This is a genomic window from Kitasatospora sp. NPDC054768, assembly GCF_053612025.1.
The window spans coordinates 54,225-77,980 of the sequence record NZ_JBSHBN010000017.1; the positions used below are offsets into that span (position 1 = coordinate 54,225).

General features: G+C 72.7%; 17 protein-coding genes and 1 rRNA gene. 13 read left to right on the forward strand and 5 right to left on the reverse strand.

The window, feature by feature from the left end; translation table 11 throughout:
• Nucleotide 1 precedes the first annotated feature (1 nt).
• Together tgmB and ACWGKU_RS07820 are read left to right on the forward strand one after the other, a co-directional pair.
• Entirely contained in the window at nt 2-976 is a 975-nt protein-coding gene (gene tgmB / locus ACWGKU_RS07815) for an ATP-grasp ribosomal peptide maturase (RefSeq protein ID WP_452178407.1), read from the forward strand.
• A complete protein-coding gene (locus ACWGKU_RS07820) occupies nt 973-2,073 on the forward strand; it encodes a methyltransferase domain-containing protein (protein ID WP_401046142.1) in 1,101 nt (366 codons plus the stop codon). Before tgmB ends, ACWGKU_RS07820 begins: the two co-directional genes overlap by 4 nt.
• Before the next feature lie 65 nt (nt 2,074-2,138).
• Here the strand turns inward: ACWGKU_RS07820 and ACWGKU_RS07825 are convergent, their stop codons facing one another.
• Nucleotides 2,139-4,376, reverse strand: coding sequence for a transglycosylase domain-containing protein (locus ACWGKU_RS07825; protein ID WP_452178408.1), 2,238 nt, complete (start codon nt 4,374-4,376; stop codon nt 2,139-2,141).
• 239 nt (nt 4,377-4,615) lie between these two features.
• Nucleotides 4,616-5,221: a YceI family protein gene (locus ACWGKU_RS07830; RefSeq protein WP_401051962.1), complete on the reverse strand. Its 606-nt coding sequence runs from the start codon at nt 5,219-5,221 to the stop codon at nt 4,616-4,618.
• Nucleotides 5,222-5,449: 228 nt separating this feature from the next.
• On the opposite strand from ACWGKU_RS07830, the gene ACWGKU_RS07835 reads away from it, so the two are divergent.
• Complete coding sequence (locus ACWGKU_RS07835) at nt 5,450-5,803, forward strand: UBP-type zinc finger domain-containing protein (RefSeq protein ID WP_359905082.1); 354 nt, start codon at nt 5,450-5,452, stop codon at nt 5,801-5,803.
• A 312-nt stretch (nt 5,804-6,115) separates the two neighbouring features.
• Nucleotides 6,116-7,423, forward strand: coding sequence for an aspartate--tRNA(Asn) ligase (gene aspS / locus ACWGKU_RS07840; protein WP_401051966.1), 1,308 nt, complete (start codon nt 6,116-6,118; stop codon nt 7,421-7,423).
• Between the two features lie 169 nt (nt 7,424-7,592).
• On the opposite strand, the gene ACWGKU_RS07845 is transcribed toward aspS, so the two are convergent.
• The 3 genes from ACWGKU_RS07845 to ACWGKU_RS07855 all read right to left on the reverse strand — a co-directional run bounded on the left by ACWGKU_RS07845 (nt 7,593) and on the right by ACWGKU_RS07855 (nt 9,261).
• Nucleotides 7,593-8,306 (reverse strand): IclR family transcriptional regulator, encoded by a 714-nt coding sequence (locus tag ACWGKU_RS07845; protein ID WP_030246527.1) that lies wholly within the window; start codon nt 8,304-8,306, stop codon nt 7,593-7,595.
• 268 nt (nt 8,307-8,574) lie between these two features.
• A 5S ribosomal RNA gene (gene rrf / locus ACWGKU_RS07850) occupies nt 8,575-8,691 on the reverse strand.
• 87 nt (nt 8,692-8,778) lie between these two features.
• Nucleotides 8,779-9,261: a nuclear transport factor 2 family protein gene (locus tag ACWGKU_RS07855; protein ID WP_401051968.1), complete on the reverse strand. Its 483-nt coding sequence runs from the start codon at nt 9,259-9,261 to the stop codon at nt 8,779-8,781.
• Nucleotides 9,262-9,408: 147 nt separating this feature from the next.
• On the opposite strand from ACWGKU_RS07855, the gene ACWGKU_RS07860 reads away from it, so the two are divergent.
• The 9 genes from ACWGKU_RS07860 (at nt 9,409) to ACWGKU_RS07900 (ending at nt 23,735) form a co-directional block, all read left to right on the forward strand.
• Nucleotides 9,409-10,002 carry a sigma factor gene (locus ACWGKU_RS07860; RefSeq protein WP_452180486.1) on the forward strand — a complete coding sequence of 198 codons (594 nt, stop codon included), beginning with the start codon at nt 9,409-9,411 and terminating at the stop codon, nt 10,000-10,002.
• Between the two features lie 293 nt (nt 10,003-10,295).
• Nucleotides 10,296-11,084, forward strand: coding sequence for a response regulator transcription factor (locus ACWGKU_RS07865; protein ID WP_359914346.1), 789 nt, complete (start codon nt 10,296-10,298; stop codon nt 11,082-11,084).
• 12 nt (nt 11,085-11,096) lie between these two features.
• On the forward strand, nt 11,097-12,596 hold the full coding sequence (locus ACWGKU_RS07870; RefSeq protein ID WP_452180487.1) for a sensor histidine kinase: 1,500 nt from the start codon (nt 11,097-11,099) through the stop codon (nt 12,594-12,596).
• Between the two features lie 237 nt (nt 12,597-12,833).
• Complete coding sequence (locus tag ACWGKU_RS07875; protein WP_401049477.1) at nt 12,834-13,739, forward strand: LAETG motif-containing sortase-dependent surface protein; 906 nt, start codon at nt 12,834-12,836, stop codon at nt 13,737-13,739.
• A gap of 224 nt (nt 13,740-13,963) precedes the next feature.
• Nucleotides 13,964-15,337: an oxygenase MpaB family protein gene (locus ACWGKU_RS07880; protein WP_452180488.1), complete on the forward strand. Its 1,374-nt coding sequence runs from the start codon at nt 13,964-13,966 to the stop codon at nt 15,335-15,337.
• A 348-nt stretch (nt 15,338-15,685) separates the two neighbouring features.
• Entirely contained in the window at nt 15,686-17,230 is a 1,545-nt protein-coding gene (locus ACWGKU_RS07885; protein ID WP_401049480.1) for a cytochrome ubiquinol oxidase subunit I, read from the forward strand.
• 33 nt (nt 17,231-17,263) lie between these two features.
• Nucleotides 17,264-18,289: a cytochrome d ubiquinol oxidase subunit II gene (gene cydB, locus ACWGKU_RS07890; RefSeq protein ID WP_452180489.1), complete on the forward strand. Its 1,026-nt coding sequence runs from the start codon at nt 17,264-17,266 to the stop codon at nt 18,287-18,289.
• A gap of 4 nt (nt 18,290-18,293) precedes the next feature.
• Nucleotides 18,294-21,827 carry a thiol reductant ABC exporter subunit CydD gene (gene cydD, locus ACWGKU_RS07895; RefSeq protein ID WP_452180490.1) on the forward strand — a complete coding sequence of 1,178 codons (3,534 nt, stop codon included), beginning with the start codon at nt 18,294-18,296 and terminating at the stop codon, nt 21,825-21,827.
• Between the two features lie 93 nt (nt 21,828-21,920).
• Complete coding sequence (locus ACWGKU_RS07900; protein WP_401053441.1) at nt 21,921-23,735, forward strand: sensor histidine kinase; 1,815 nt, start codon at nt 21,921-21,923, stop codon at nt 23,733-23,735.
• Nucleotides 23,736-23,756: the final 21 nt, after the last annotated feature.

Below are 23,756 nucleotides of genomic sequence, written 5' to 3' on the forward strand. Positions count from 1 at the left end.
GATGTCGATCGCCGATGCCGTCCTCGTGCTGACGGGGACTTTCGATCCCACCGCCGACCTCGTGATCGAGGAGCTGAACCGGCGCGGAACCCCCGTCTTCCGGGCGGACACGGCGTGGTTCCCGTCGAGGCTGGCCGTGGTGGCCGGCCTCGACGGGGCGTCCGGTTGGGCCGGGACGCTGGCCACCGAGAGGCGCACGCTGGACCTCTCCACCGTCCGGTCGGTCTACTACCGCCGCCCGACCGCACCGGAGTTCCCCGCCGAGATGTCCGCGGAGGCCCGCAGCGTGGCCTCCGCGGAGGCGCGGCGAGGGTTCGGAGGCTTGCTGTCGGCGCTGTCCTGCCGGTGGCTGCCGCCGCCGGGCCGTGCCGCCGATGCCGAGTACAAGCCGTTCCAGCTCCGGGTGGCGGCCGAGTCCGGGCTTCGAGTGCCACGCACGCTGATCACCAACAGCCCTTCGGCTGCACGGGAGTTCGCGGAGGGCATCGGGGGTCCGGTGGTGTACAAGCCCTTCACGCCGATCCGCGGGACTGTCGGTGGTCGGTCCGTCGCTGTCTACGCGAACGTGCTGGAGGAAGGCGGGACCGATCATCCATCGATCTCCACCACGGCGAACCTGTTCCAGGAGTGGGTTCCCAAGGCCCATGAAGTGCGTCTCACCGCTGTGGACGGGCAGCTGTTCGCTGCGGAGATCCACGCGAACTCGTCAGCAGCAGAAGTCGATTGGCGCAGCGACTACGACAATCTGACCTATCAGGTCTGTGATCCTCCGGCAGCGGTGACGAGTGCGGTGCGCCGCATGCTGGGCAGGCTCGGACTCCCTTATGGGGCCTTCGACTTCGTCGTATCGCCCTCAGGGAAATGGACGTTCCTCGAAGTCAATCCCAACGGGCAGTACGGGTTCATCGAGCAGGCGACCGGGCTGCCCATCACGACCGCGATCTGCGACTACTTGGAAGGGATCGACGGGGTATGACGACCGTGCCCTACGACGACCAACTCCTGCGGGCCCGGATCGCGTTGGCCTCGGAGATCGAGCGGGCGAGCACTGTGCTGTCCTCGCGGGTGGTGGAGGCGTTCCTCAATGTGCCGCGGCATCCGTTCGTTCCCGCGTTCTTCCGGGAGGAGGACGGCGTGCACCGTCCCTGGCGGGCGGGCGACGGCTGGCTGCGGGAGGTGTACGCGGACCGGGTGCTGGTCACCGAGGTCGACGGCATCCACGCGGAGGTGGCCGGCCCGGAGGGGGTGAGCGGGGTGGCGACGTCCTCGTCCACGCTCCCGAGCCTGATGGCCGACATGCTCGACGCGTTGGACGTCAGCCCCGGGGACCGGGTGCTGGAGATCGGCACGGGCACCGGCTACAACGCCGCGCTGCTCTGCCAACTCGCCGGGGACCGGCACGTCACGACCATCGATCGCGGCGAGCACCTGGTGGCCACCGCCCGTACCCGGCTGGGTGAGGCGGGCTTCGGTCCGACGGTCGCGGTGGCCGACGGAGCCGACGGGTACCCGGGCGGCGCGCCGTACGACCGGATCATCGCGACCTGCGGTGTTCGCCGGCTGCCCCGGGCGTGGCTCGACCAGTGCGCGCCCGGTGGTCTTCTGGTCGTTCCGATCGGCGGCGCGGTGGCCAGGCTCACCAAGCTGCCGGACGGGCGCGCGGTGGGGCGGTACCTGCACCGTCCGGCCGGCTTCATGCCGCTGCGAGACGGAACGGAAGCAGACCGGGAAGTGTTTGAGGAGCACGGCGACAGCCGGATCACGGAGACCTGCGCCCGCGTGTTGGACGACCCGGGGTTCGCGTTCTGGGCCGACCTTCACCTCGGCCCGACCGTCGTCCGCGACGGCCATGTCCTCCGCGACACCGCGGACGGCTCGACCGCCCGCGCGCGGGGCGGCACCGTCACCCTCAGCGGCCCGCGCGACCTCTGGACGGTGATCGAAGCGGCCCACCGGACATGGCTCGACCGGAACCGGCCCCGCCGGGAGTGGTTCACCGTCGAGGCCGGTCCGGCGGGCCGTTTCACGGGCTACACGGCGCCGGACGGCAGCACGGTCCGGTGGCCTGGCTGAGGGAGCAGCACGTCGCCCCGCCGAGCTGATGCTCGGCGGGGCGGGTTGATGCGCGGGACGCGCGGTCAGGGCTGCTGGGGGTCGGGCTGCTGCGGGTCGGGCTGGGGCGCGGTCGCCGGGCCCGCGCCGGGCGCCGGGCCGGTGGGGGCCCCGGTCCCGGTGCTGTTCGGGTTGGTCTTGGGCGCCGGGTCGGGGATGTCGGCCATCGGCAGGGACTGCTTGGGGGTGCCGCGCAGGGCCTGGTTCATGGCGTCCCGCCAGATCGGGCCGGGGCCGTCGGCGCCGAAGACCTCGGGGCGGTACTTCCCGTTGATGGTGATGTTGCGCATCTCCACGCCGCCCTGGGGGCCGCCGATCCAGACGGCGGTGGCGAGCTGCGGGGTGTAGCCGTTGAACCAGGCGGCCCGCTTGCGGTCCGAGGTGCCGGTCTTCCCGGCGATCTGCCGGTTGTCCTCCAGGTTGAGCGCCGCGCCGGTGCCGTTGTTCTCGGTCACGCCGTTCAGGACGGTGTTCAGCGCCCGCGCCGTCGACTCGGAGAACGCCTTCTCGCACTGGCCGGCCGGGACGGGGACGTCCTTGCCCTCGACGGTGGTGATCCGGTTGATGGCGACCGGGGCGCAGTGGGTGCCCTGGGCGGCGAAGGTCGCGTAGACGTTGGCCATGGTCAGCGGGCTCATCTCCTCGACGCCCAGGGCCATCGCGGGGACCTCCTCCAGGGGCTTGCCGCTGGCCTTGGTGGTGATGCCGAGCTTGTTGGCCATCTGCTTGACCGCGCAGAGGCCGATCTCCTGCTCCATCTGGACGAAGTAGGTGTTGACCGAGAGCGCCATCGCCATCTTCAGCTGGTACGGGCCCTTCTCGCTCGCGGACTCGTTGGGGACGACCGTCTTGGGGCGGGCGTCGTTCTTCCAGGTCCCTTCGCAGGTCTTCATCGTCGGGTACTCGAGCTTGTTCGGGGACGAGTACTCCTGGGTGGCCGGCAGGCCGGCCTCCAGTGCCGCGGCCGCGACGACCGGCTTGAAGGTGGAGCCGGGCTGGAAGCCGTTGCCGCCGCCCATCGCCGCGTCGACGTTGAGGTTGACGACGGTCTGGTTCTGGTTGGTGTCCAGGCCGTACGGGCGGGTCTGGGCCATCGCCAGGATCTTGCCGGTACCGGGCTCGACCATGGAGGCGGCGGCGGACACGGTGTCGGTGACCCGCACGTTGGTGCTCACCGCGTTCTGGGCGGCGGCCTGCTTGTCCGGGTCCAGCGTGGTGTAGATGTTCAGGCCGCCCTGGTTCCAGAACTTCTTGCGCTCGTCGGCGCTCTTGCCGAAGACCGGGTCCTGCTTGACCACATGGCGCACGTAGTCGCAGAAGAAGCCCATCCCGGCCTGGGCGGTGATGCAACCGTTCTGCGGGGCCTTGAAGTTGAGGCCCAGCGGGGTGGCCTTCGCCTCCTTCGCCTGCTCGGCGGTGAGGTGCTTGTTCTCCAGCATCTTGTCGATGACGGTGTCGCGGCGGTTCTGCGCGGCCTGCGGGTGCAGCTTCGGGTCGTACTGGGACGGGTTCTGCACCAGCCCGGCGAGCGTGGCCGCCTCGGCGACGGTCAGGTCCTTGTTGCTCTTGCTGAAGTAGCGCTGGGAGGCGGCCTCCACACCGTAGGCGCCGTTCCCGTAGTACGTGATGTTGAGGTAGTTGGTGAGGATCTGCTCCTTCGGCACCTCCTCCTCCAGCTTGATGGCGACCTTGAGCTCCTGGATCTTGCGGCCCAGGGTCTTGCGCTGGGCCTCCAGAACGGCGTCCCGGTCGTCGCCGGCCTGTTCCACGTTGACGTTCTTCACGTACTGCTGGGTCAGCGTGGAGGCGCCCTGGGAGGCGGTGCCGCTCTCCGCGTTCTTGCTGATGGCGCGCAGCACGCCCTTGAGGTCGACGGCGCCGTGCTCGTAGAAGCGGGCGTCCTCGATGTCGACCTGGGCCTGCCGCATGAACGGCGACATCTGCTCGGCGGTGATGACGGTGCGATCGCGCTCGTAGACCTTGGCGATCAGCCCGCCCTTGGCGTCGAAGATCTGGGTGGCCTGGGTGAGCGGCGGGGTCTTGAAGTCGGAGGGGACGTCCTCGAACCCCTCCGCCGTGTTCTTGGCCGCCAGCCCGATGCCGCCGGCGACGGGCAGGGCGAGGCCGGCCAGCAGCACGCCGGACACCACACTCACCCCCAGGAAGGTCGCACCGAAGCGGGCCAGCCGGAGCGGCGCCTTGCGGGGCGGCTGGGGGGCCGCGTCCTCGGCGGAACTCCATATCGGGGGGTGGTTCGAATCCATTCCGGAATGCTAACCGGTGAAAGTCACCGGCCGAACGGTTTTTCGGGCCCGGTTGTCACGGCTGTGCAACAGGCGGGGGACTGGCTCCGGCAGGGCGGGTCGTGTACGCACTGAATGAATGCGGGGGAATTGGGTGGTCCGTACGCAATGCGGACCGATCCGTGTGCGCCGCCGCCCCCTCCCGTGGTCCTGCACTCACTGTGATGCGGTGGGCGGGCCGAAAGGTTGCGGGCGTCCGGTCAGGCGGCGGCACCTCCGGTCCCGGGGGCGGCGTCTCCGGTCCCGGGAGCGCTCTCCAGGACCGCTTCGACGTCGACCTCGACGTCGACCAGGTTGCCGACCACCGTGCCGCCCCGGTCCACCACGTCGTTCCAGCTCACGCCGAAGTCCTGGCGGTTGATCCGGGTGCTGGCGGTGAATCCGGCGCGCCGCCGGGGGCCCAGGTCGCGCCCGTCCTCCCACCACGGGGTGTCCCACTGCCCGAGGTAGGTCACGTCGAAGGTGACCGGGCGGGTCACGCCGCGGATGGTGAGCCGGCCCGTGACCTCGAAGCCGCTCGCGCTCACCTGGTGGACCTGTGATCCGACGAAGCTCCAGGTCGGGTGGTGCTCGACGTCGAAGAAGTCGGCGCTGCGCAGATGCGCGTCCCGCTCGGGCGAACCGGTGTACACCTGGGTCGCGTCGATGGTCGCCTCGACCCTGGCCTGCTCCGGAGCGTCCGGGTCGACCTCCAGGAAGCCGTGCACGTTCTTCAGCTGGCCGCGCACGTAGGTGACCATCATGTGTCTCGCGCGGAACTCCGCACCGGTGTGGCTGGGTTCGAAGAACCATTTCGTGGTGGCCATGGCGACTCCGTGGGGTAGTGGCCGGCGGGTCCCCGAGATCCCCTCCAGCCAGCGTAGGACGAAGCCGGCCCGCGGTCGTCCGGACGGCGGCCGACCCGCACCGCCGCCTCCCCCGCACCGCCGCCTCCCCCGGACCGGCAGCACCACCGCGGCCGCCCACCGGACTGGCAGCACCACCGCGACCGGGCCAGGCTGGTGGGGACGGACCGCCCAGCCGAGGAGGCAGGTATGACCGGCGAGCCGATCCCGGGGATCGACCCCACCGCGGTGCCCAGCGGCGAGGGCTGCGCGGAGTGCCTGGCCGGCGGCGGGTGGTGGTTCCACCTGCGGCGCTGCGCGGCCTGCGGCCACATCGGCTGCTGCGACTCCTCCCCGGCCCAGCACGCGACGAAGCACGCCCGCGGGGCCGGCCACCCGTTCCTGGTCAGCTTCGAGCCCGGCGAGGACTGGTTCTGGAACCTGGAGACCGGCGCGTACTACGAGGGCCCGCCGCTGGCACCGCCCACCGCCCACCCGGCCGACCAGCCCACCCCGGGCCCGGCCGGCAAGGTCCCCGCCGACTGGCAGTCGCGGCTGCACTGACGGCCCCGCGGCCGCACCGGCGGCCCCGCGGCATTCGGCCGGGCACAGCCGAGCCGGACACAGCCGAGCCGGACACAACCGAGCCGGTCACAACCGAGCCGGACACAACCGAGCCGGTCACAACCGAATCGTTCCGGTGGCCCCTTGCGCCTCGCGAGGGGCCGCCGGGCGCTGTCCGCCCGCCCGGACACGGCGGAAAACCGGGCGACTCCCGCGGGCTTGATCCTCTACGGTGAACGCGCCCTGGGCGGCCGTTTACCGCCCGTCGACGTGGCGCGACCAACGCGCCCGCACCCCAGGGGGTCCCCTGTCATGACGCGCACCCTTGTCGTAGAGCTCCACGCGCACCTCGGAGAGACGGTCACCGTCTACGGGTGGGTGAACACGCTCCGACTCCAGCGGCGCATCCAGTTCGTGCTGGTCCGGGACCACACCGGTCTCGTGCAGGTCACCCACCTCCGCGGTGGGGAGGGCGACGCCGTCGAGGCCGCCTTCGAGGGCGTGACGGTCGAGTCCGCCGTGAAGATCACCGGAAAGGTCGTCGCCAACCCGCAGGTCAAGCTCGGCGGGCTGGAGATCGTCCCGTCCCGGGTGGAGGTGGTCTCACCGGCCGAGCCGAAGCTGCCGATCGACGAGAAGACCGGTATCGACCAGCGCCTGGACTGGCGCTTCCTCGACATCCGGCGCCCCTCCCAGCACCTGGTCTTCGACGTCCAGACGACCGTCGAGCGGGCGATGCGCGAGGTGGCGGCCGAGGAGGGCTTCACCGAGCTGCACACGCCGAAGCTGATGGGGACGGCCTCCGAGTCGGGCGCCGAGGTGTTCGAGGTCGGCTACTTCGGCCGCACCGCCTACCTCGCCCAGTCCCCGCAGTTCTACAAGCAGATGGCCATCGCCGGCGGCATCGACCGGGTCTTCGAGATCGGGCCGGTGTTCCGGGCCGAGCCGTCCTTCACCTCCCGGCACGCCACCGAGTTCACCGGGGTCGACGTCGAGATCGCCTGGATCGACGGGGTCGAGGACGTGATGGCCTTCGAGGAGCGGATGCTGCACCGCGTCCTGGCGGCCGTGGCCGAACACCACGGTGCGGCGATCGCCGAGCACTTCGGCACCGCGGTCACGGTCCCCGGGCTGCCGTTCCCCCGGATCACGATGGCCGAGGCACTGGCCCGGCTCCGCGCCACCGGCTGGGACCGGGAGGGCGCCAAGGAGGACCTCGACCCCGAGGGCGAGCGCGCGCTGTGCGCCCTGATCGCCGAGGAGACCGGGCACGAGTTCGTCTTCGTCACGCGGTTCCCGGCCGCCGTACGGCCGTTCTACCACCTGCGGCCCGAGGACGACCCGACCGTCACCGAGTCCTTCGACCTGCTGTGGAACGGCGTGGAGATCACCACCGGCGCCCAGCGCGAGCACCGGTACGACCGTCTCGTCGCCCAGGCCCGGGAGAAGGGCATGGACACCGGGCCGCTCTCCGGATACCTCGACTGCTTCCGCTACGGCACGCCGCCGCACGGCGGGTTCGGTCTGGGGCTCGGCCGGCTGCTCATGCTGGCGCTGGGCCTGCCGTCGATCCGTGAGGCGACATTCCTCTTCCGGGGCCCGCACCGGCTCGAACCGTAGGACTCGAACCGTAGGACTCGAACCGTAGGACCCGAACCGCAGGACTCGAACCCTGGACGGGGACGGACGGCCGGAACGACGGAACGGGCCGCGCCCGAGGAGGTCTCTTCCTCGGGCGCGGCCCGTTCTTTCGTGTCCGTCGGCCGTCGTGTCCGTCGGCCGGATTCCGTCAGCTGCGGCGCAGGGCCTCGGTGAGCCGGTTGGCGGCTTCGATGATGGCCTGGGCGTGCAGCCGGCCCGGGTGGCGGGTCAGGCGCTCGATGGGGCCGGAGACGGAGACGGCGGCCACCACGCGGTTGGACGGCCCGCGGACGGGGGCGGAGACGGACGCGACGCCCGGCTCCCGCTCCCCGATGGACTGGGCCCAGCCGCGGCGGCGGACGCCGCTGAGCGCGGTGGCGGTGAAGCGGGCGCCCTGGAGGCCTCGGTGGAGGCGCTCGGGCTCTTCCCAGGCCAGGAGGACCTGGGCGGCGGAGCCGGCCTTCATCGGCAGGGTGCTGCCGACGGGGACGGTGTCGCGCAGGCCGGAGAGTCGTTCGGCGGCGGCGACGCAGATGCGCATTTCGCCTTGGCGGCGGTAGAGCTGCGCGCTTTCCCCGGTGACGTCGCGCAGGTGGGTGAGGACGGGGCCCGCGGTGGCGAGCAGTCGGTCCTCGCCGGCGGCGGCGGAGAGTTCGGACAGGCGGGGGCCGAGGATGAAGCGGCCCTGCATGTCCCGGGTGACCAGGCGGTGGTGTTCGAGTGCGACGGCGAGTCTGTGGGCGGTGGGGCGCGCCAGACCGGTGGCGGCGACCAGCCCCGCCAGCGTGGCGGGGCCCGACTCCAGTGCGCTGAGCACCAGAGCGGCCTTGTCGAGAACGCCGACGCCGCTAGTGTTGTCCATAGCATGATATTGCAGTCTCAGGTAGCGAGACGCAAGTCCGTTTCGATGTTCGCCATCCTCTCAGATACCCGCAAAGCGGCTCTTCCGGGACTCCGCATCTCACATGCTGGATGCGCCGGAGGGCGCGCCGCAGCACCGGAACCGCGGGCGGCGAAACGGCGGGGGGAATGGCGGGAGAAACGGTGGGGGGGCGGCAGGGGAAGCGCCAGGGGAAATGAAAAAAGCCCCTGCCGTGTCACTGTCGGACACGGCAGGGGCCGTAAGAAGAATTCGGCGGCGTCCTACTCTCCCACAGGGTCCCCCCTGCAGTACCATCGGCGCTGAAAGGCTTAGCTTCCGGGTTCGGAATGGAGCCGGGCGTTTCCCTCTCGCTATGACCACCGAAATGATCGGGCCGGGCAATTGCTCGAAAGCCTTGCCTTCGCCTCGCTGCAAATCATAGCAGGAGGGAAAACGAGGGGATTCCGCGGCCTCAGCGGCCGGCGTCCGTCGGGCCGGTCCACGGGGCCGGCCGGGCCGGGTCCGGTGCCGAGCCGGGCAGCGGGCTGGTGTCCAGGTACCGGGTCTCGTAGACCCGCTCGGTGAACCGCCAGCCGTCCGCCGTGCGCCGGTACCGGTCGTGGTAGATCGCGTGGTTGATCCCCTGCCGGCCGTCCTTGAGGCGCGCGAGCTCGTACATGTGGGCGCGGCCGGTCGCGGTGTCGCCGTCGATCACGACCGCCCCCGGGTGGGTGTTCTGGATGAAGAAGTCCCACTGCTCCTGGAGCTTCTCGCCGCCGGCCCGGATCTGCTCCGGGCCGGTCAGCTCGATGGGGACGTCGGGCATCCGCAGCACGCCGTCGGGGGTGAACAGCGCGGCGAGGCGGGCGCGGTCGCGCATCATCACCGCGTCGGTGAACTCGGCCTGCAGGGCCGTGATCTCGACGCGGTCGGCGATCGCCTGGAAGTCGGTCATCAGGTTCTCCGTTCCGTTGCACAGGTACGACGGACAGGACAGAACAGTCGCTCGAAATGTGACATGAGCGGGAAGGCGTCACATCCCGGGCCGCCGCGCTGTCATAGGAGGAGCGGAGAGCCGTCGAGTCGAAGGGGTGGGGACACGGTGCGGGAAGCAGGGGGCGGCACCACGACCGAGCCGGGCCCGGGCGCGATCATGGGCGAGCGGCGCCGGCTGATCGACCTGGCGTACCGGCTGCTCGGTTCGCCGGCCGACGCCGAGGACGTGGTGCAGGAGACGTACGCCCGCTGGTACGCGCTGCCCCGGCGGGAGCGGGAGGCGATCGTCTCGTCCGGCGGCTGGCTGACCACGGTGGCCAGCAGGATCTGCCTCAACCGGCTCGGCTCGGTCCGGGTGCGGCGGGAGCGCCACGTCGGCGGGTGGATCCCCGGGCCGCTGCCCGCGCGCCGGGAGTGGACGGACCCCGCGGCCGACCCCGCGGCCGACCCGGCGGCCCCCGCGGCCGACCCGGCCGACCGGATCACCCCGGACGGGACGGTGAGCACGGCCTTCCTGGTGGCCCTGGAGGCCGTGACCCCGGCCGAACGGGTCGCCTTCGTCCTGCACGACGTCTTCGGCCACCCCTTCGTCGAAGTGGCCGCGATCGTCGGCCGCAGCCCGGCCGCCTGCCGCCGACTGGCCGCCTCCGCCCACCGCCGGATCCGGACCGCGCAGGCCCCGGCCGCGCCGGGAGCCTGATCACCCGCGTCCGGCGGGTGCGCCACCCGGAGAGGCTCCGGCCGTGGACACAGGGGCGGCCGATCCGGAGCCGTGCGCGGGTGTGAGGCGCCTCGCGCCGGGCGGGCGGGGCCCCCGTCCGGCGCGCGTCCGTCGTGTCCACGCCCGTGCGCACACCATCGAGCCCACCCCTGTGCGCCGATCGTCCAAAAACCGACCGATAAGGTGTTAATCCAACATTCATCCATGCCGCATAGCCTCCGGGGGCTAGCCTCATGCTGAACGTCATCGTCCGACCGGGAGGCGAAAGCCCCGTGCAAGGCACTGTCACCACACCAGGCGGCTCCACGGTGGCCGGGGGCCAGGGCGAAGCGTTCCTGCTCGTCGTGGACGACGAACCCAACATCCGCGAGCTGCTCTCCGCCTCGCTGCGCTTCTCCGGCTTCCGCGTCGCCTCCGCTGCCAGCGGGACCGAGGCGCTCGAACTGGTCGCCGCCGAGCGTCCGGACCTGGTCGTGCTCGACGTGATGCTCCCCGACCTCGACGGCTTCACCGTCGTCGAGAAGCTGCGCGAGCGCACCAGCCGCGGACAGATAGCCGGCCCGGCCCACGGGCACCCCGGCGACCACCTGCCGGTGCTCTTCCTCACCGCCAAGGACGGCGTCGGCGACAAGGTGCAGGGCCTGGCCGCCGGGGCGGACGACTACGTCACCAAGCCGTTCAGCCTGGAGGAGCTGATCGCCCGGATCCGCGCCATCCTGCGCCGGGCCGGCGGGCCCGCCGAGGACGGCCGGCTGATCGTCGCCGACCTCAGCCTCGACCCGGTCGCCCACGAGGTCACCCGGGGCGGCACCCCGGTCTCGCTCTCCCCGACCGAGTTCAAGCTGCTGCACTACCTGATGGCCAACGTCGGCCGGGTGGTCTCCAAGTCGCAGATCCTCGACCACGTCTGGGCCTACGACTTCGGCGGGGACCTCTCCATCGTCGAGTCGTACATCTCCTACCTGCGCCGCAAGCTCGACTCCGGCCCGGCGCACGGCCCCAAGCTGATCCACACCGTGCGCGGCATCGGCTACGCCCTGCGCCGCCCCCCGCAGGGCTGACCGGGTCCGCTCGTGCTCGCCCGCTTCTCCGCCCGGATGTCGCTGCGCGCCCGGCTGCTGGTGCTCGTGCTCGCCCTGGTCACCACCGGGCTCGCGGTCAGCGACACCTTCGTGCTCGGCACCGTCCGGAGCCAGCTGGTGCAGCAGCTGGACGAACAGCTCCAGCGCTACGGGCCGCCGCTCTCCCGCAAGCCCCCGGGCCAGCTGACCGCGCAGACCGCAGGCCGGCCCGCCGTCGCCGGCCGGCGGGTCAGCCTGCCCAGCCAGTACCTGGTGCAGTACCTCTCCTCGGACGGCAAGGTCCAGGCGCTGATGCGCCAGCCCGTCTCGGACAGCGACCCGGCGCCCCAGCTGGAGGGACTGGACCCGACCCGTACCGCCCCCGACGTCCCCTTCGACCTGCCCGACCAGCGCGGCCAGCACCGCTGGCGGGTCCTGGTGCTGCCGCTCCAGACCCCCCGCGGGCAGGCCGCCAACCCCAGCGCGTACGCCTCGCCGGCGGTCACCCCGACCCACGTCATGGTGGCGGTCTCCCGCGAGGACATCGACGCCACGCTCGGCAAGCTGCGCACCTCCTTCCAGGCCATCGGCGGCGGCGTCCTGGTGGTGATCGCCGCGCTCGGCCTCTTCGCCGTACGGGCCGGGCTGCGGCCGCTGCGCCGGATCGAGGAGGGCGCCGAGCGGATCGCGGCCGGCGAGCTGTCGCACCGGATGCCGGAACTCTCCCCGGGCACCGAGGTCGGCCGGCTGTCGGTCGCGCTCAACGGGATGCTCACCCAGATCGAGGCGGCCTTCGCGGCCCGCGCCGAGTCCGAGGCCCGGATGCGGCGCTTCGTCGCCGACGCCTCGCACGAGCTGCGCACCCCGCTGGCCGGGATCCGCGGCTTCGCCGAGCTGTACCGGATGGGCGCGCTGCCCGCCGAGGCCGACGTCAAGCGGACCATGACCCGGATCGAGAGCGAGGCCGACCGGATGGGCGCCCTGGTCGAGGACCTGCTGGTGCTCGCCCGGCTGGACGAGGAACGCCCGCTCGACCTCGCCCCGATGGACCTGCGCACCCTCGCCGCCGACGCGCTGCACGACCTCACCGCCCTCGACCCGAGCCGACCGGTCGCGCTCACCGGCCCGGCCGGCACCGGCGCGCCCGGTGCCGCGCCCGTCATCGGCGACGAGGCCCGGCTGCGGCAGGTGGTCACCAACCTGGTCGGCAACGCGGTCAAGCACACCCCGCCCGGCACCCCGGTCCGGATCGGGGTGGGCACCGACCCCGGTGGCGTCTGCCTGCTGGAGGTCGCCGACTCCGGCCCGGGCCTCACCGAGGAGCAGGCCCAGCGGGTCTTCGACCGCTTCTTCCGGGTCGACCCCTCCCGCAGCCGCGACAACGGCGGCGGCGCCGGCCTCGGCCTCGCCATCGCGACCGCCCTCACCCGCGCCCACGGCGGCACCCTCACCCTGCGCACCGCCCCGGGCGAGGGCGCCACCTTCCGCGTCGAACTGCCCTGCCAGCACTGACCGGATTTCCTGTGGGTTCGCCCGAATGTCGGGAATTCCGGCCTTTGCGCAGCGGACCGGCCCCGACTTTGTCGACTCGTCAATTCCCCGGCGAACCAGGAAGACACGGTGCCCGGTCATTGCCGGAATCCGGCATGGAGCGTCAAGAATGCGTATGCCTATGATCGGTGCTGCCCGGCCGTCGGAAACCCTTCCGGTCGAGGCTTTTGCTTTCCTGCAGGCCCGAAAGGGGTCATTGTGAAACTCCGCCGTTCGCTGGTCTCGGCCGCCCTCGTCGCCGCCGTCGTCTCGCCCGCCGTGGTGCTCTCCGCGGCACCCGCCTTCGCGGAGTCGGCCTCCGCGGCCCAGACCCGGAGCGACAACGGCTCGATCGCCGAACTGGAGCGGGCCGCCGCCGACGCCGCCAAGGCCTGGACGGCGGCCGTCGCCAACGAGGCCACGGTGCGGGCCGAGGCCTCCGCCTTCCTCAACGACTCGCAGCCCTACCAGGGCAAGTACCAGGAGGCCAAGGCCGCCGCGGTGAAGGCCGCCGCGGCCAAGGACGCCGCCAACAAGGAGGCCGAGGAGGCCTCCTTGGCGTACGGCTCCGCCAAGGAGGAGGACCTGCCCAAGGCCAGGGAGCGGATGCTCAAGGCGATCGACGCCGCCAACGCCGCCATCGCCGCGGACGCGAAGGCCAAGGCCGCCGTGACCGCCGCCGGGAACGCCCTGGACGACGCCCGGGTCGAGGCGTTCCGGCGGATCCACACGGCGGACCAGGCCACCAAGGCCGCGGCCGCCGCCAAGGCCGCCGCGGACCAGGCCCTCGCCGAAGCGAGGGCGGCCGCCGAGAAGCCGGTCGAGAAGCCGGCCGAGAAGCCCGCCGAGAAGCCGGCGGAGCAGCCCGCGGCGGTCACCCCGGTCTCCAACACCACCACCACGGCCAAGACCAGCACCACCGGCAGGTCGACCGCCTCGACCACGTCGAGCACCTCGACCACGTCGACCAGCCGGGCCACCACCGGCTCGACCACCGAACTCGCCGAGACCGGCTCCAACCCGGCCACCCCGTACCTCGCCCTGGGTGCCGGCCTCGCGATCAGCCTCGGCGCCGCGGCCCTCTACGTCTCCCGCCGCAAGCCGGCCACCCGCCCCACCTCCTGACCCACCCCGGTCGCGCCCGCTCGGGAGGACGGCGCGACCACCCCGGAACCGCAGGACAGGCCCCGGCCCGTCCTGCGGTTCCGGCGTTCCGGCCCCGAAACTCCTCGATCGAGTGAATCAATCGCGTTCATCCGGCCGGCCCCTCGGCCGTGTGCGACCGTCCAGCCGTTGCCCGTGCGGACTCGCGCGGGCTGATCACACTGGACGGGAAGTGGGGTGTGTCCATGAGCGTGCTCGTGGCTGAGCGGTCCGCGTCGTTCAAGCGGGACCTTTCGGAGTGGCGGATCCTGCTGGTCGCGTGGCGGCTGCTGGTGCTGCAGGCGGCGGACCCGGTGGTGTCGGCGGGGATGGCGGAGCACTCGACGTACCGGGCGCACCCGTGGCGGCGGGTGGAGCACACGCTGGGCAGCGGGCGGCGGCTGTTCTACCAGGACGCGCAGTCGCTGCACCGGGAGGTCGCCCGGCTGGAGCGGGCGCACAAGCGGATCCGGGGGACGGGGCCGGACGGGCGGCCGTACGACGCCGGGGACGCGGCGACCAGGGCGTGGGTGCTGTTGACGCTCTTCGAGGGCGTGGTCGCGATGCGCCGGCTGGGCGGGGACCCGTACGACGCGCAGGAGATGGCGCAGGCGTACGCGGAGTTCCGGGAGGCGGTCGCCGCCTTCGGCCTCCCGAAGGGCGAGATCCCGGAAACCGTGGGGGAGTTGCCGGCCTACTTCGCCCGGTACGCGCGGGAGCGGCTGGAGTTCACCGAGGCGGCGCGCCACCTGCTGGACGATCTGCTGCGGGAGGCGCCCCGGCCGCGCCGGCTCCGGTTCCTCGGTGACGCGGGGTGGCGGGTGGCGCGGCTGGTGGTCGCCCGGGTGATCCGCGAGCTGACGGTGGCGGACCTGCCGCCGGCGGTGCGGGAGCGGTTCGGGGTGGTCCGTACCCGGCGGGCCGCGCTCCTGTCCGCGGTGCTGCACCGCGGCGCCGGCGCCGTCGTCCCCCTCCTCCCGGACCGGTTGCGCTACCGCTCGCCGGAGCCGTCCCGGCCGCCGAAGCGCCGCCACCCGCACCGGGACGGCCGCGGGCCCCGGCTGGACCGCTTCTTCCGCGAGGTGCTGGACCAGACCGGCGACGGCTTCATCACCGTGCACGACCTGCGGGCGATGGCGCACAACGTGTGCTGGCAGCTGGAGCTGGACGAGGCCGGCGAGGCCCGGGTGTACGAGGCCTTCGACAGCTGGTGGGAGCAGCTGCGCGCGGTGATGGACGCCGACGGGGACGGGAGGGTCGACCGGGACGAGTTCGTCGCGGCCACCCTGTCCGGCCTGGACCGGGACGAGGCCTACCTGGAGCGGGGGCTGCTGCCCGCGCTGCGGGCGGTGTTCACGGCGGCGGACACCGACGGCAGCGGTTTCCTGGAGTTCGACGAGTACCGCACGGTGTTCGGCGGGTCGCGGGTGCACCCGGCGGAGTTGTCGCACGGTTTCCGCCGGCTGGACGCCGACGGGGACGGGCGGATCACCCGGGAGGAGTTCCTCGCCGGTTTCACCGGGTTCTTCACGGCCCGCGCCGACTCCGCCCCGGGGACCGAGCTGCTCGGCCGCGCGTAGCCAGGCGCCGGTAGCACGCGGATCCGGCCGGGGCGACCGGGCCGCGGGCCTGTCAAGCGCCGGTTCGGCCAACACGGTCCGGCCGTCCGCCCCGTCGTTCGTTGCCGCGGCCCGCGGTGGGTCCGCAGACTGTGCGGACCGCACCGCGGGCCGCGGCGCAGCGCACCGGGCTGTCAATCCCACCCCACCTGCAGTTCCCCCGTAAGGATGGTGGATACTGCTCCTTGTGAACGTGTTCACGTTCACAAGCGGACAAGCTTGCGTAGTTGAGCAACGGTCTACGGCTATAGATGAAGTTTGTCCGGAAGATGCCCGTCGTCACGCGGGCAGGTTGGGAGAGAGGGCGACGTGGAACTGGCAATCGCTCACGAGACCATCGCGCGATGGCAATTCGGCATCACCACCGTCTACCACTTCCTCTTCGTCCCGCTCACGATCAGCCTGGCCGCGATCGTGGCCGGTCTGGAGACCGCCTGGGTGCGGACGGACAAGGAGAAGTACTTCCACGCCACCAAGTTCTGGGGAAAGCTCTTCCTCATCAACATCGCGATGGGCGTGGTCACGGGAATCGTCCAGGAATTCCAGTTCGGCATGAACTGGTCCGACTACTCCCGCTTCGTCGGTGACGTCTTCGGCGCCCCGCTCGCGATGGAGGCGCTGATCGCCTTCTTCTTCGAGTCCACCTTCATCGGCCTGTGGATCTTCGGCTGGGACAAGCTGCCGAGGAAGATCCACTGTGCCTGCATGTGGATGGTGGCCCTGGGCACCGTGCTCTCCGCCTACTTCATCCTGGCCGCCAACTCCTGGATGCAGCACCCGGTCGGCTACGCGATCGACCCGGTCACCGGCAAGGCCCAACTGACCGACGTCGTCCGGGTGCTGTTCCAGAACACCACCCTCGTGGTCGTCTTCCACACCCTGACCGCCGCCTTCCTCACCGGTGCGGCCTTCGTCGTCGGCATCGCCTCCTTCCACCTCTGGAAGGCCAAGCGCAAGCCGGAGACCGCCGACCCGAAGAAGACCGCCGCGATGCGGACCTCGCTGCGGCTCGGCCTGGTGCTCGCGGTGGTCTTCGGCGCCGGCACCGCGCTCAGCGGCGACACCCTGGGCAAGGTCATGTTCGAGCAGCAGCCGATGAAGATGGCCGCCGCCGAGGCGCTGTGGGAGACCCAGGCGCCGGCCCCGTTCTCGGTCTTCGCGGTCGGCGACGTCAGCAAGGGCCACAACTCGGTCGCCCTGGAGATCCCCGGAATACTCTCCTTCCTCGCCCACAGCGACTTCAGCTCCTCCGTCCCCGGCATCAACGACACCGCCGCCGCCGAGGCCGCCCAGCACGGCGGCGACCCCAAGGACTACATCCCGAGCATCTTCGTCACCTACTGGGGCTTCCGCCTCATGATCGGCTTCGGGATGACCTCCTTCCTGGCCGGCCTGATCGGCCTGTGGACCACCCGGAGGAAGCTCTTCCTGCGCCCCGAGTTCCGCACCGGCGAGACCGAGGTGCCCCGGCTGATGCTCACCCCCAAGCGCGAGCTGGGGCCGCTGCTGACCAAGTGGAGCTGGCGGATCGGCATCCTGACCATGGGCTTCCCGCTGATCGCCAACAGCTTCGGCTGGATCTTCACCGAGATGGGCCGTCAGCCCTGGGCCGTCTTCGGCCTGATGACCACGGCCAGCGCCGTCTCCCCCAATGTCGGCGTCGGCACCCAGATCGGGGCGCTGGCCACCTTCACCGCGCTGTACGCGATCCTCGCGGTCATCGAGGTCCGGCTGCTGGTCAAGTACGCCAAGGCCGGCCCGGTGGTGACCGAGCAGCCGCCCACCAAGGACCCGTCGCTGCGCGGACCGTCCTCGGACGAGGACGCCGACAAGCCGCTCGCCTTCGCCTACTGAGGCGCCGGGACACCGGGGAACTGAGGATCTGACATGCAACTCCACGACGTCTGGTTCGTGCTGATCGCGGTCCTGTGGATCGGCTACTTCTTCCTGGAGGGCTTCGACTTCGGGATCGGCGTGCTGACCAAGCTGCTGGCCCGCAACACCGCCGAACGGCGGGTGCTGATCAACACCATCGGCCCGGTCTGGGACGGCAACGAGGTCTGGCTGCTGACCGCCGGCGGCGCCACCTTCGCGGCCTTCCCGGACTGGTACGCGACGCTCTTCAGCGGCTTCTACATCCCGCTGCTGGTCATCCTGGTCTGCCTGATCGTCCGCGGGGTGGCCTTCGAGTACCGGGCCAAGCGCGACGGCGCCCGCTGGCAGCGGAACTGGGAGGAGGCCATCTTCTGGACCTCCCTCCTCCCGGCCTTCCTCTGGGGCGTGGCCTTCGCCAACATCGTGCGCGGCGTGGACATCGACGCGCAGAAGAACTACATCGGCACCCTCTGGGACCTGCTGAACCCGTACGCGCTGCTCGGCGGCCTGGTGACGCTCGCCCTGTTCACCCTGCACGGCTCGGTGTTCGCCGCGCTCAAGACGGTCGGCGAGATCCGCGAGCGGGCCCGCAGGGCCGCCCTGCTGTCCGGTCTGGTGACCGCCGTGCTGGCGCTGACCTTCCTGATCTGGACCCAGGCCGACCACGGCAACGGCCGCAGCCTCGCCGCGATGATCGTCGCGGTGGTCGCCCTGCTCGGCGCCCTGGCGGCCAACCAGCTCGGCCGCGAGGGCTGGGCGTTCAGCCTCTCCGGGGCGACCATCGTGGCCGCGGTCGGGATGCTCTTCCTGGCGCTCTTCCCGGACGTCATGCCCTCCACCCTGAACCCGGACTGGAGCCTGACCGTCGGCAACGCCGCGTCCTCGCCCTACACGCTGAAGGTGATGACCGTCGTGGCGGCGATCTTCACCCCGCTGGTGCTGCTCTACCAGGGCTGGACGTACTGGGTGTTCCGCAAGCGGATCGGCGTCCAGCACATCCCCGGGCACAACCCGGCCGCCCCGCTCGACCAGGCCTGACGCCATGAAGCCGGTCGACCCCCGACTCCTCGGGTACGCCCGCACCACCAGGGCCTTCCTCGTCGGATCCGTGCTGCTCGGCGCGGTCGGCGCGGCCCTGGTGGTCGCCCAGGCGAGTCTGATCGCCGAGATCGTCGTCCGCGCCTTCCAGCGCGGGGCGACGCTCGGCGAGCTGACCACGCCGCTGCTGCTGCTCGCCCTGACGGCGGTCGGGCGCGGGCTGGTCGGCTGGCTCACCGAGCTCACCGCGCACCGGTCCGTCGCCCGGGTGAAGTCCACCCTGCGGCGCCGGCTGCTCGACCACGCCACCGCGCTCGGCCCGTCCTACCTGGCGGGCCGGCGCACCGGCGAACTCACCACCCTCGCCACCCGCGGCATCGACGCGCTGGACGACTACTTCGCCCGCTACCTGCCGCAGCTGGCGCTGGCCGTGGTCGTCCCGGTGATCGTGCTGCTGCGGATCGTCGGCGCCGACTTCACCTCGGCCGCGATCATCGCCGGAACGCTGCCGCTGATCCCGCTGTTCATGGTGCTGATCGGGATGGCCACCCAGTCCCGGATGGACCGGCAGTGGAACACCCTGGCCCGGCTCTCCCACCACTTCCTCGACGTGGTCGCCGGGCTGCCCACCCTCAAGGTGTTCAACCGGGCCCGCACCCAGGCCGCCACCATCGCCCGGATCACCGCCGACTACCGCCGCGCCACCCTGCGCACCCTGCGGATCGCCTTCGTCTCCTCCTTCACCCTGGAACTGCTCTCCACCCTGTCCGTCGCGCTGGTCGCCGTCACCGTCGGCTTCCGGCTGGTGGACGGCACGCTCGACCTGGAGACCGGGCTGCTGATCCTTGTGCTCGCCCCCGAGGTGTACTTCCCGATCCGCCAGGTCGGCGCGCTCTACCACTCCAGCGTCGAGGGGCTGACCGCCGCCGACGAGCTGTTCCGGGTGCTGGAGACCCCGCTGCCCGCCGCCGGCACCACCCCGGCGCCGGACCTCGCGGGTGCCGAGATCGCCGCCGACGGCCTGGTCGTCCGGCACCCCGGGCGCACCGAGCCCGCCCTGGACGGCGCCGGGCTGACCCTGAGCCCGGGCTCCAGCACGGCGCTCACCGGCCCCAGCGGCGCCGGCAAGTCCACCCTGCTGGCCGTCCTGCTCGGCCTCACCGCCCCGGACTCCGGCACCGTCCGGATCACCGCCGCCGACGGCCGCGTCCACGACCTGGCCGAGCTGGACCCGCAGAGCTGGCGGCGGCAGATCGCCTGGGTGCCGCAGCACCCGCACCTGTTCGCCGGGACGGTCGCCGAGAACCTGCGGCTCTACCGGCCGCAGGCCACCGACGAGCAGCTGTGGACGGCGCTGCGGTCCGCGCACGCGCTCGACTTCGTGACCGACCTGGCGGCCGTCCTGGGGGAGGACGGCGCCGGGCTCTCCGCCGGGCAGCGCCAGCGCCTCGCCCTCGCCCGGGTGCTGCTCGCCGACGACCGGCCGCTGGTGCTGCTGGACGAGCCGACCGCCAACCTGGACGGCGCCTCCGAGGCGGCCGTCGTGGACACCGTCCGGGCACTGGCCGCCGATCCGGCGCGCACCGTGCTGGTGGTCGCGCACCGGCCGGCCCTGCTGGCCGCCGCCGACCGGCGAGTACGGCTGGCGGGGCCCGCCGCCCCGCCCGCCCCGCTCACGGACGGCGGTCACCGCGGCGGTCACTACGACGGGAAGCACGGCGGTCACCGCGGCGGGAAGCACAGCGGGAAGCCGACCCCCGCCCCCGCCGTCGCCGAGGAGACCGGCCCCGAGGGCGGCACCACCCCCCGGCTGGCGCTCTCGATCCTGCTCGGCGCGCTCGCCCTCGGCTGCGCCGTCGCCCTGATGGCCACCTCCGGCTACCTGATCTCCCGGGCCTCCGAGATGCCGCCGGTGCTCTACCTGATGATGGCCGTCACCTCGGTACGGGCCTTCGGCATCGGCCGCAGCGTCTTCCGCTACGCCGAGCGGCTGGTCTCGCACGACGCGGTGCTGCGCACCCTCGGCACCCTGCGGGCCGCCGTCTACCGGCGGCTGAGCGCGCTCGCCCCGGCCGGACTGCCCGCCTTCCGGCGCGGCGACCTGCTCTCCCGGCTGGTCGCCGACGTGGACGCGATCCAGGACCACTACCTGCGCTGGCGGCTGCCGGCCGCGGTGGCCGGCCTGGTCGCGCTGGCCTCGACGGTGGCGATGACCGCCTTCCTGCCCGCCGCCGGGCTGGTGCTCGGCCTCGGGCTGCTGCTCGCGGGCGTGCTGGTGCCCGCCCTGGCCGCCCGCTGGTCGGCCGGTGCCGAACGGCGCCAGGCCCCGGCGCGCGGGCGCCTGGCCACCGCCGTGGTGGACGCCTTCACCGGCACCGCCGAGCTCACCGTGGCCGGCGCCCTGCCCGGCCGGCTGGCCGCCGTCCGCACCGCCGACGCCGCGCTGACCGGGCTGGCCGCCCGCTCGGCCGCCACCACGGCACTCGGCACCGGGCTGATCGCCCTGCTCACCGGGCTGACCGTGACCGCCGCGGCCGCCGTCGGCGTCCAGGGGGTGCGCGACGGGGTGCTGGCGCCGGTCTGCCTGGCCGTAGTGGTGCTGACCCCGCTGGCCGCCTTCGAGGCCGTCACCGGGATGCCGCTCGCCGTCCAGGCCCGCCAGCGCAGCCGCGCCGCGCGGGCCCGGCTGGACGAGGTGCTGAACGCTCCGGTGCCGGTCACCGAGCCGGCCGACCCGGTGGCGCTGCCCGAGCAGCCGCTGCCGGTCGCGGTGCGCGGGCTGACCGTCCGCCACCCCGGGCAGGCGGTGGACGCGCTCGCCGGGGTGGACCTCGACCTCGCCGCCGGGCGCCGGATCGCCGTGGTCGGCCCGTCCGGCTCCGGCAAGACCACCCTCGCCCAGGCGCTGCTGCGCTTCCTGGAGCCGAGCGCCGGGACGGTGCGGTTCGCCGACGGCCGTCCACAGGCTGTGGACAGCCGCGCGCTGGCGGGCGAGTCCGTCCGCCGGGTGATCGGGCTCTGCGCCCAGGACGCCCACGTCTTCGACAGCTCGCTGCGGGAGAACCTGCGGCTGGCCCGGCCGGAAGCGGCGGAGGACGAGCTGCGCGCCGCGCTGGCCGGCGCCCGGCTGCTGGAGTGGACCGAGGGCCTGCCGGACGGCCTGGACACCATGGTCGGCGAGCACGGCGCCCGGCTCTCCGGCGGCCAGCGCCAGCGGCTGGCACTCGCCCGGGCCCTGCTCGCGGACTTCCCCGTCCTGGTCCTGGACGAGCCCGCCGAGCACCTCGACCTGCCCACCGCGGACGCCCTGACCGCCGACCTGCTGGCCGCCACCGAGGGCCGCACCACGGTGCTGATCACCCACCGGCTGGCCGGGCTGGACGACACCACGGTGGACGAGGTGCTGGTGCTGGACGGCGGGCGGGTGGCCGAGCGGGGCCGCTGGTCCGAGCTGGTCGCCGACCCGGACGGGCGGCTGCACGCGATGTGGCGGCGGGAGCGGGAGGCGGACGGGCTGCTGGAGCCGGTGGGCCGGTAGCCGCGCGGCCCGTCGTACTGCCCGTCGTACTACCCGCCGTACTGCCCGTCGCGCCGCCCTTCGGCTGAAAAGCGTACAAACTAGGCTTTCTCCATGGACCCCACGCCGGACCTCCCCGAGGCCACGCCCGAGCCGACACCCCATCGGGTGCCCGAGATCGCCTCGCTGGGGCTGGACACCCTGGTCACCGAGGTCGCCGAGCGCCTCCAGTCGGCCGCCGCGGTCACCGACCGGATGCAGCGGCTGCTGGAGGCGGTGGTCTCGATCGGGGCCGGGCTGGACCTGCACGCCACCCTGCACCGGATCGCCGTGGGCGCGGCCGAACTGGTCGACGCCCGGTACGCGGCGCTCGGCGTGATCGCCCCCGGCGGCACCGGCCTGGCCGACTTCATCCACGTCGGGGTCGACGACGGGACCGCCGGCGAGATCGGCGAACTGCCCGCCGGCCGGGGCATCCTCGGCGTGCTCATCGACCGCCCCGAGCCGCTGCGGCTGACCGACCTCGGCGCCGACCCGCGCTCCTCCGGGTTCCCCCCGCACCACCCGCAGATGAGGACCTTCCTGGGCGTGCCGATCCGGGTCCGCGCGGAGGTGTTCGGCAACCTCTACCTCACCGAGAAGAAGGGCGGCGGGGCCTTCACGCCCGAGGACGAGCAGGTGGTGCACGCGCTCGCCGCGGCGGCCGGTGTGGCCATCGAGAACTCCCGGCTGTACGAGGAGGGCCGCCGCCGCGAACGCTGGATCGCCGGCGCCGCCGCCGTCACCACCGCCCTGCTCTCCGCCGAGCAGGCCGAGACCGCGCTGACCGTCGCGGCCGAGCAGGTGCGGGAGCTGGCGGACGCCGCGCTCGGCATGATCCTGCTGCCGACCGGCCCGGAGGACGGCGACGAGGGCGACGGGCAGATGCGGGTCGCCCACGCCTCCGGTGAGCTGGCCGAGTTCGTGCGCGGCGAACTGCTGCCCAGGGAGAGCTTCGCGGCCCGGCTGCTCGCGGGGGAGAGCGTCTACCTGGACGACATGTCCAGCGACCCGACCGTGGTGATCCGGCTCGCCCGCCGCTTCGGCCCGTCCATGGCGGTGCCGATGGTCGCCGCCGGGCGGGTGCTCGGCGGGCTCTGCGTCTGGCGCCCCTGCGGAGCGGTGCCGTTCACCGACAGCGAGAAGCAGCTCGCCGAGACCTTCGCCTCGCAGGCCGCGCTCGCCCTGCGGCTCGCCGAGGGCCAGCGCGACCAGCAGCGCCTGGCCGTCTTCCAGGACCGCGACCGGATCGCCCGCGACCTGCACGACCTGGTGATCCAGCGGCTGTTCGCCACCGGGATGATGCTGGAGAGCGCCGCCCGACGGGCGGTCGTCCCCGAGGTGAAGGTCGGCATCGGCAAGGCGGTGGACGAGCTGGACGCCACCATCCAGGAGGTCCGCACCACCATCTACGCCCTCCAGCACGACAACCACGGCGACGCGCCGGACACCCTGCGCACCCGGGTGCTGCGCGAGGCCAGCCAGGCCGCGGCCGCGCTCGGCTTCAAGCCCGCGGTGAGCTTCGTCGGGCCGGTGGAGAGCCTGGTCGGTGAGAACACCGGCCGTCAACTGCTGGCCGCCCTGCGCGAGATGCTCTCCAACACGGCCCGGCACGCGCGCGCCTCCCGGGTCGGGGTGGAGATCGACGCCACCACCCACCTGGACGAGGACGGCCGCCCGGTGGGTGGCGACCCGGAGTCGCTGGACCGGGGCGGGCGGCCGGGCGTCCTGCTCACCGTGACCGACGACGGGGTGGGCATCCCGCGGGGCGGCCGGCGCAGCGGCCTGCTCAACCTCACCCGGCGCGCCGAGGCGCTCGGCGGCGACGCCTGGCACGAGAGCGGGCCGTACCGCAAGGGGACGATGGTGCGCTGGACCGCCCGGCTCTGAGCGTTCCAGGGCGGTTCCCGG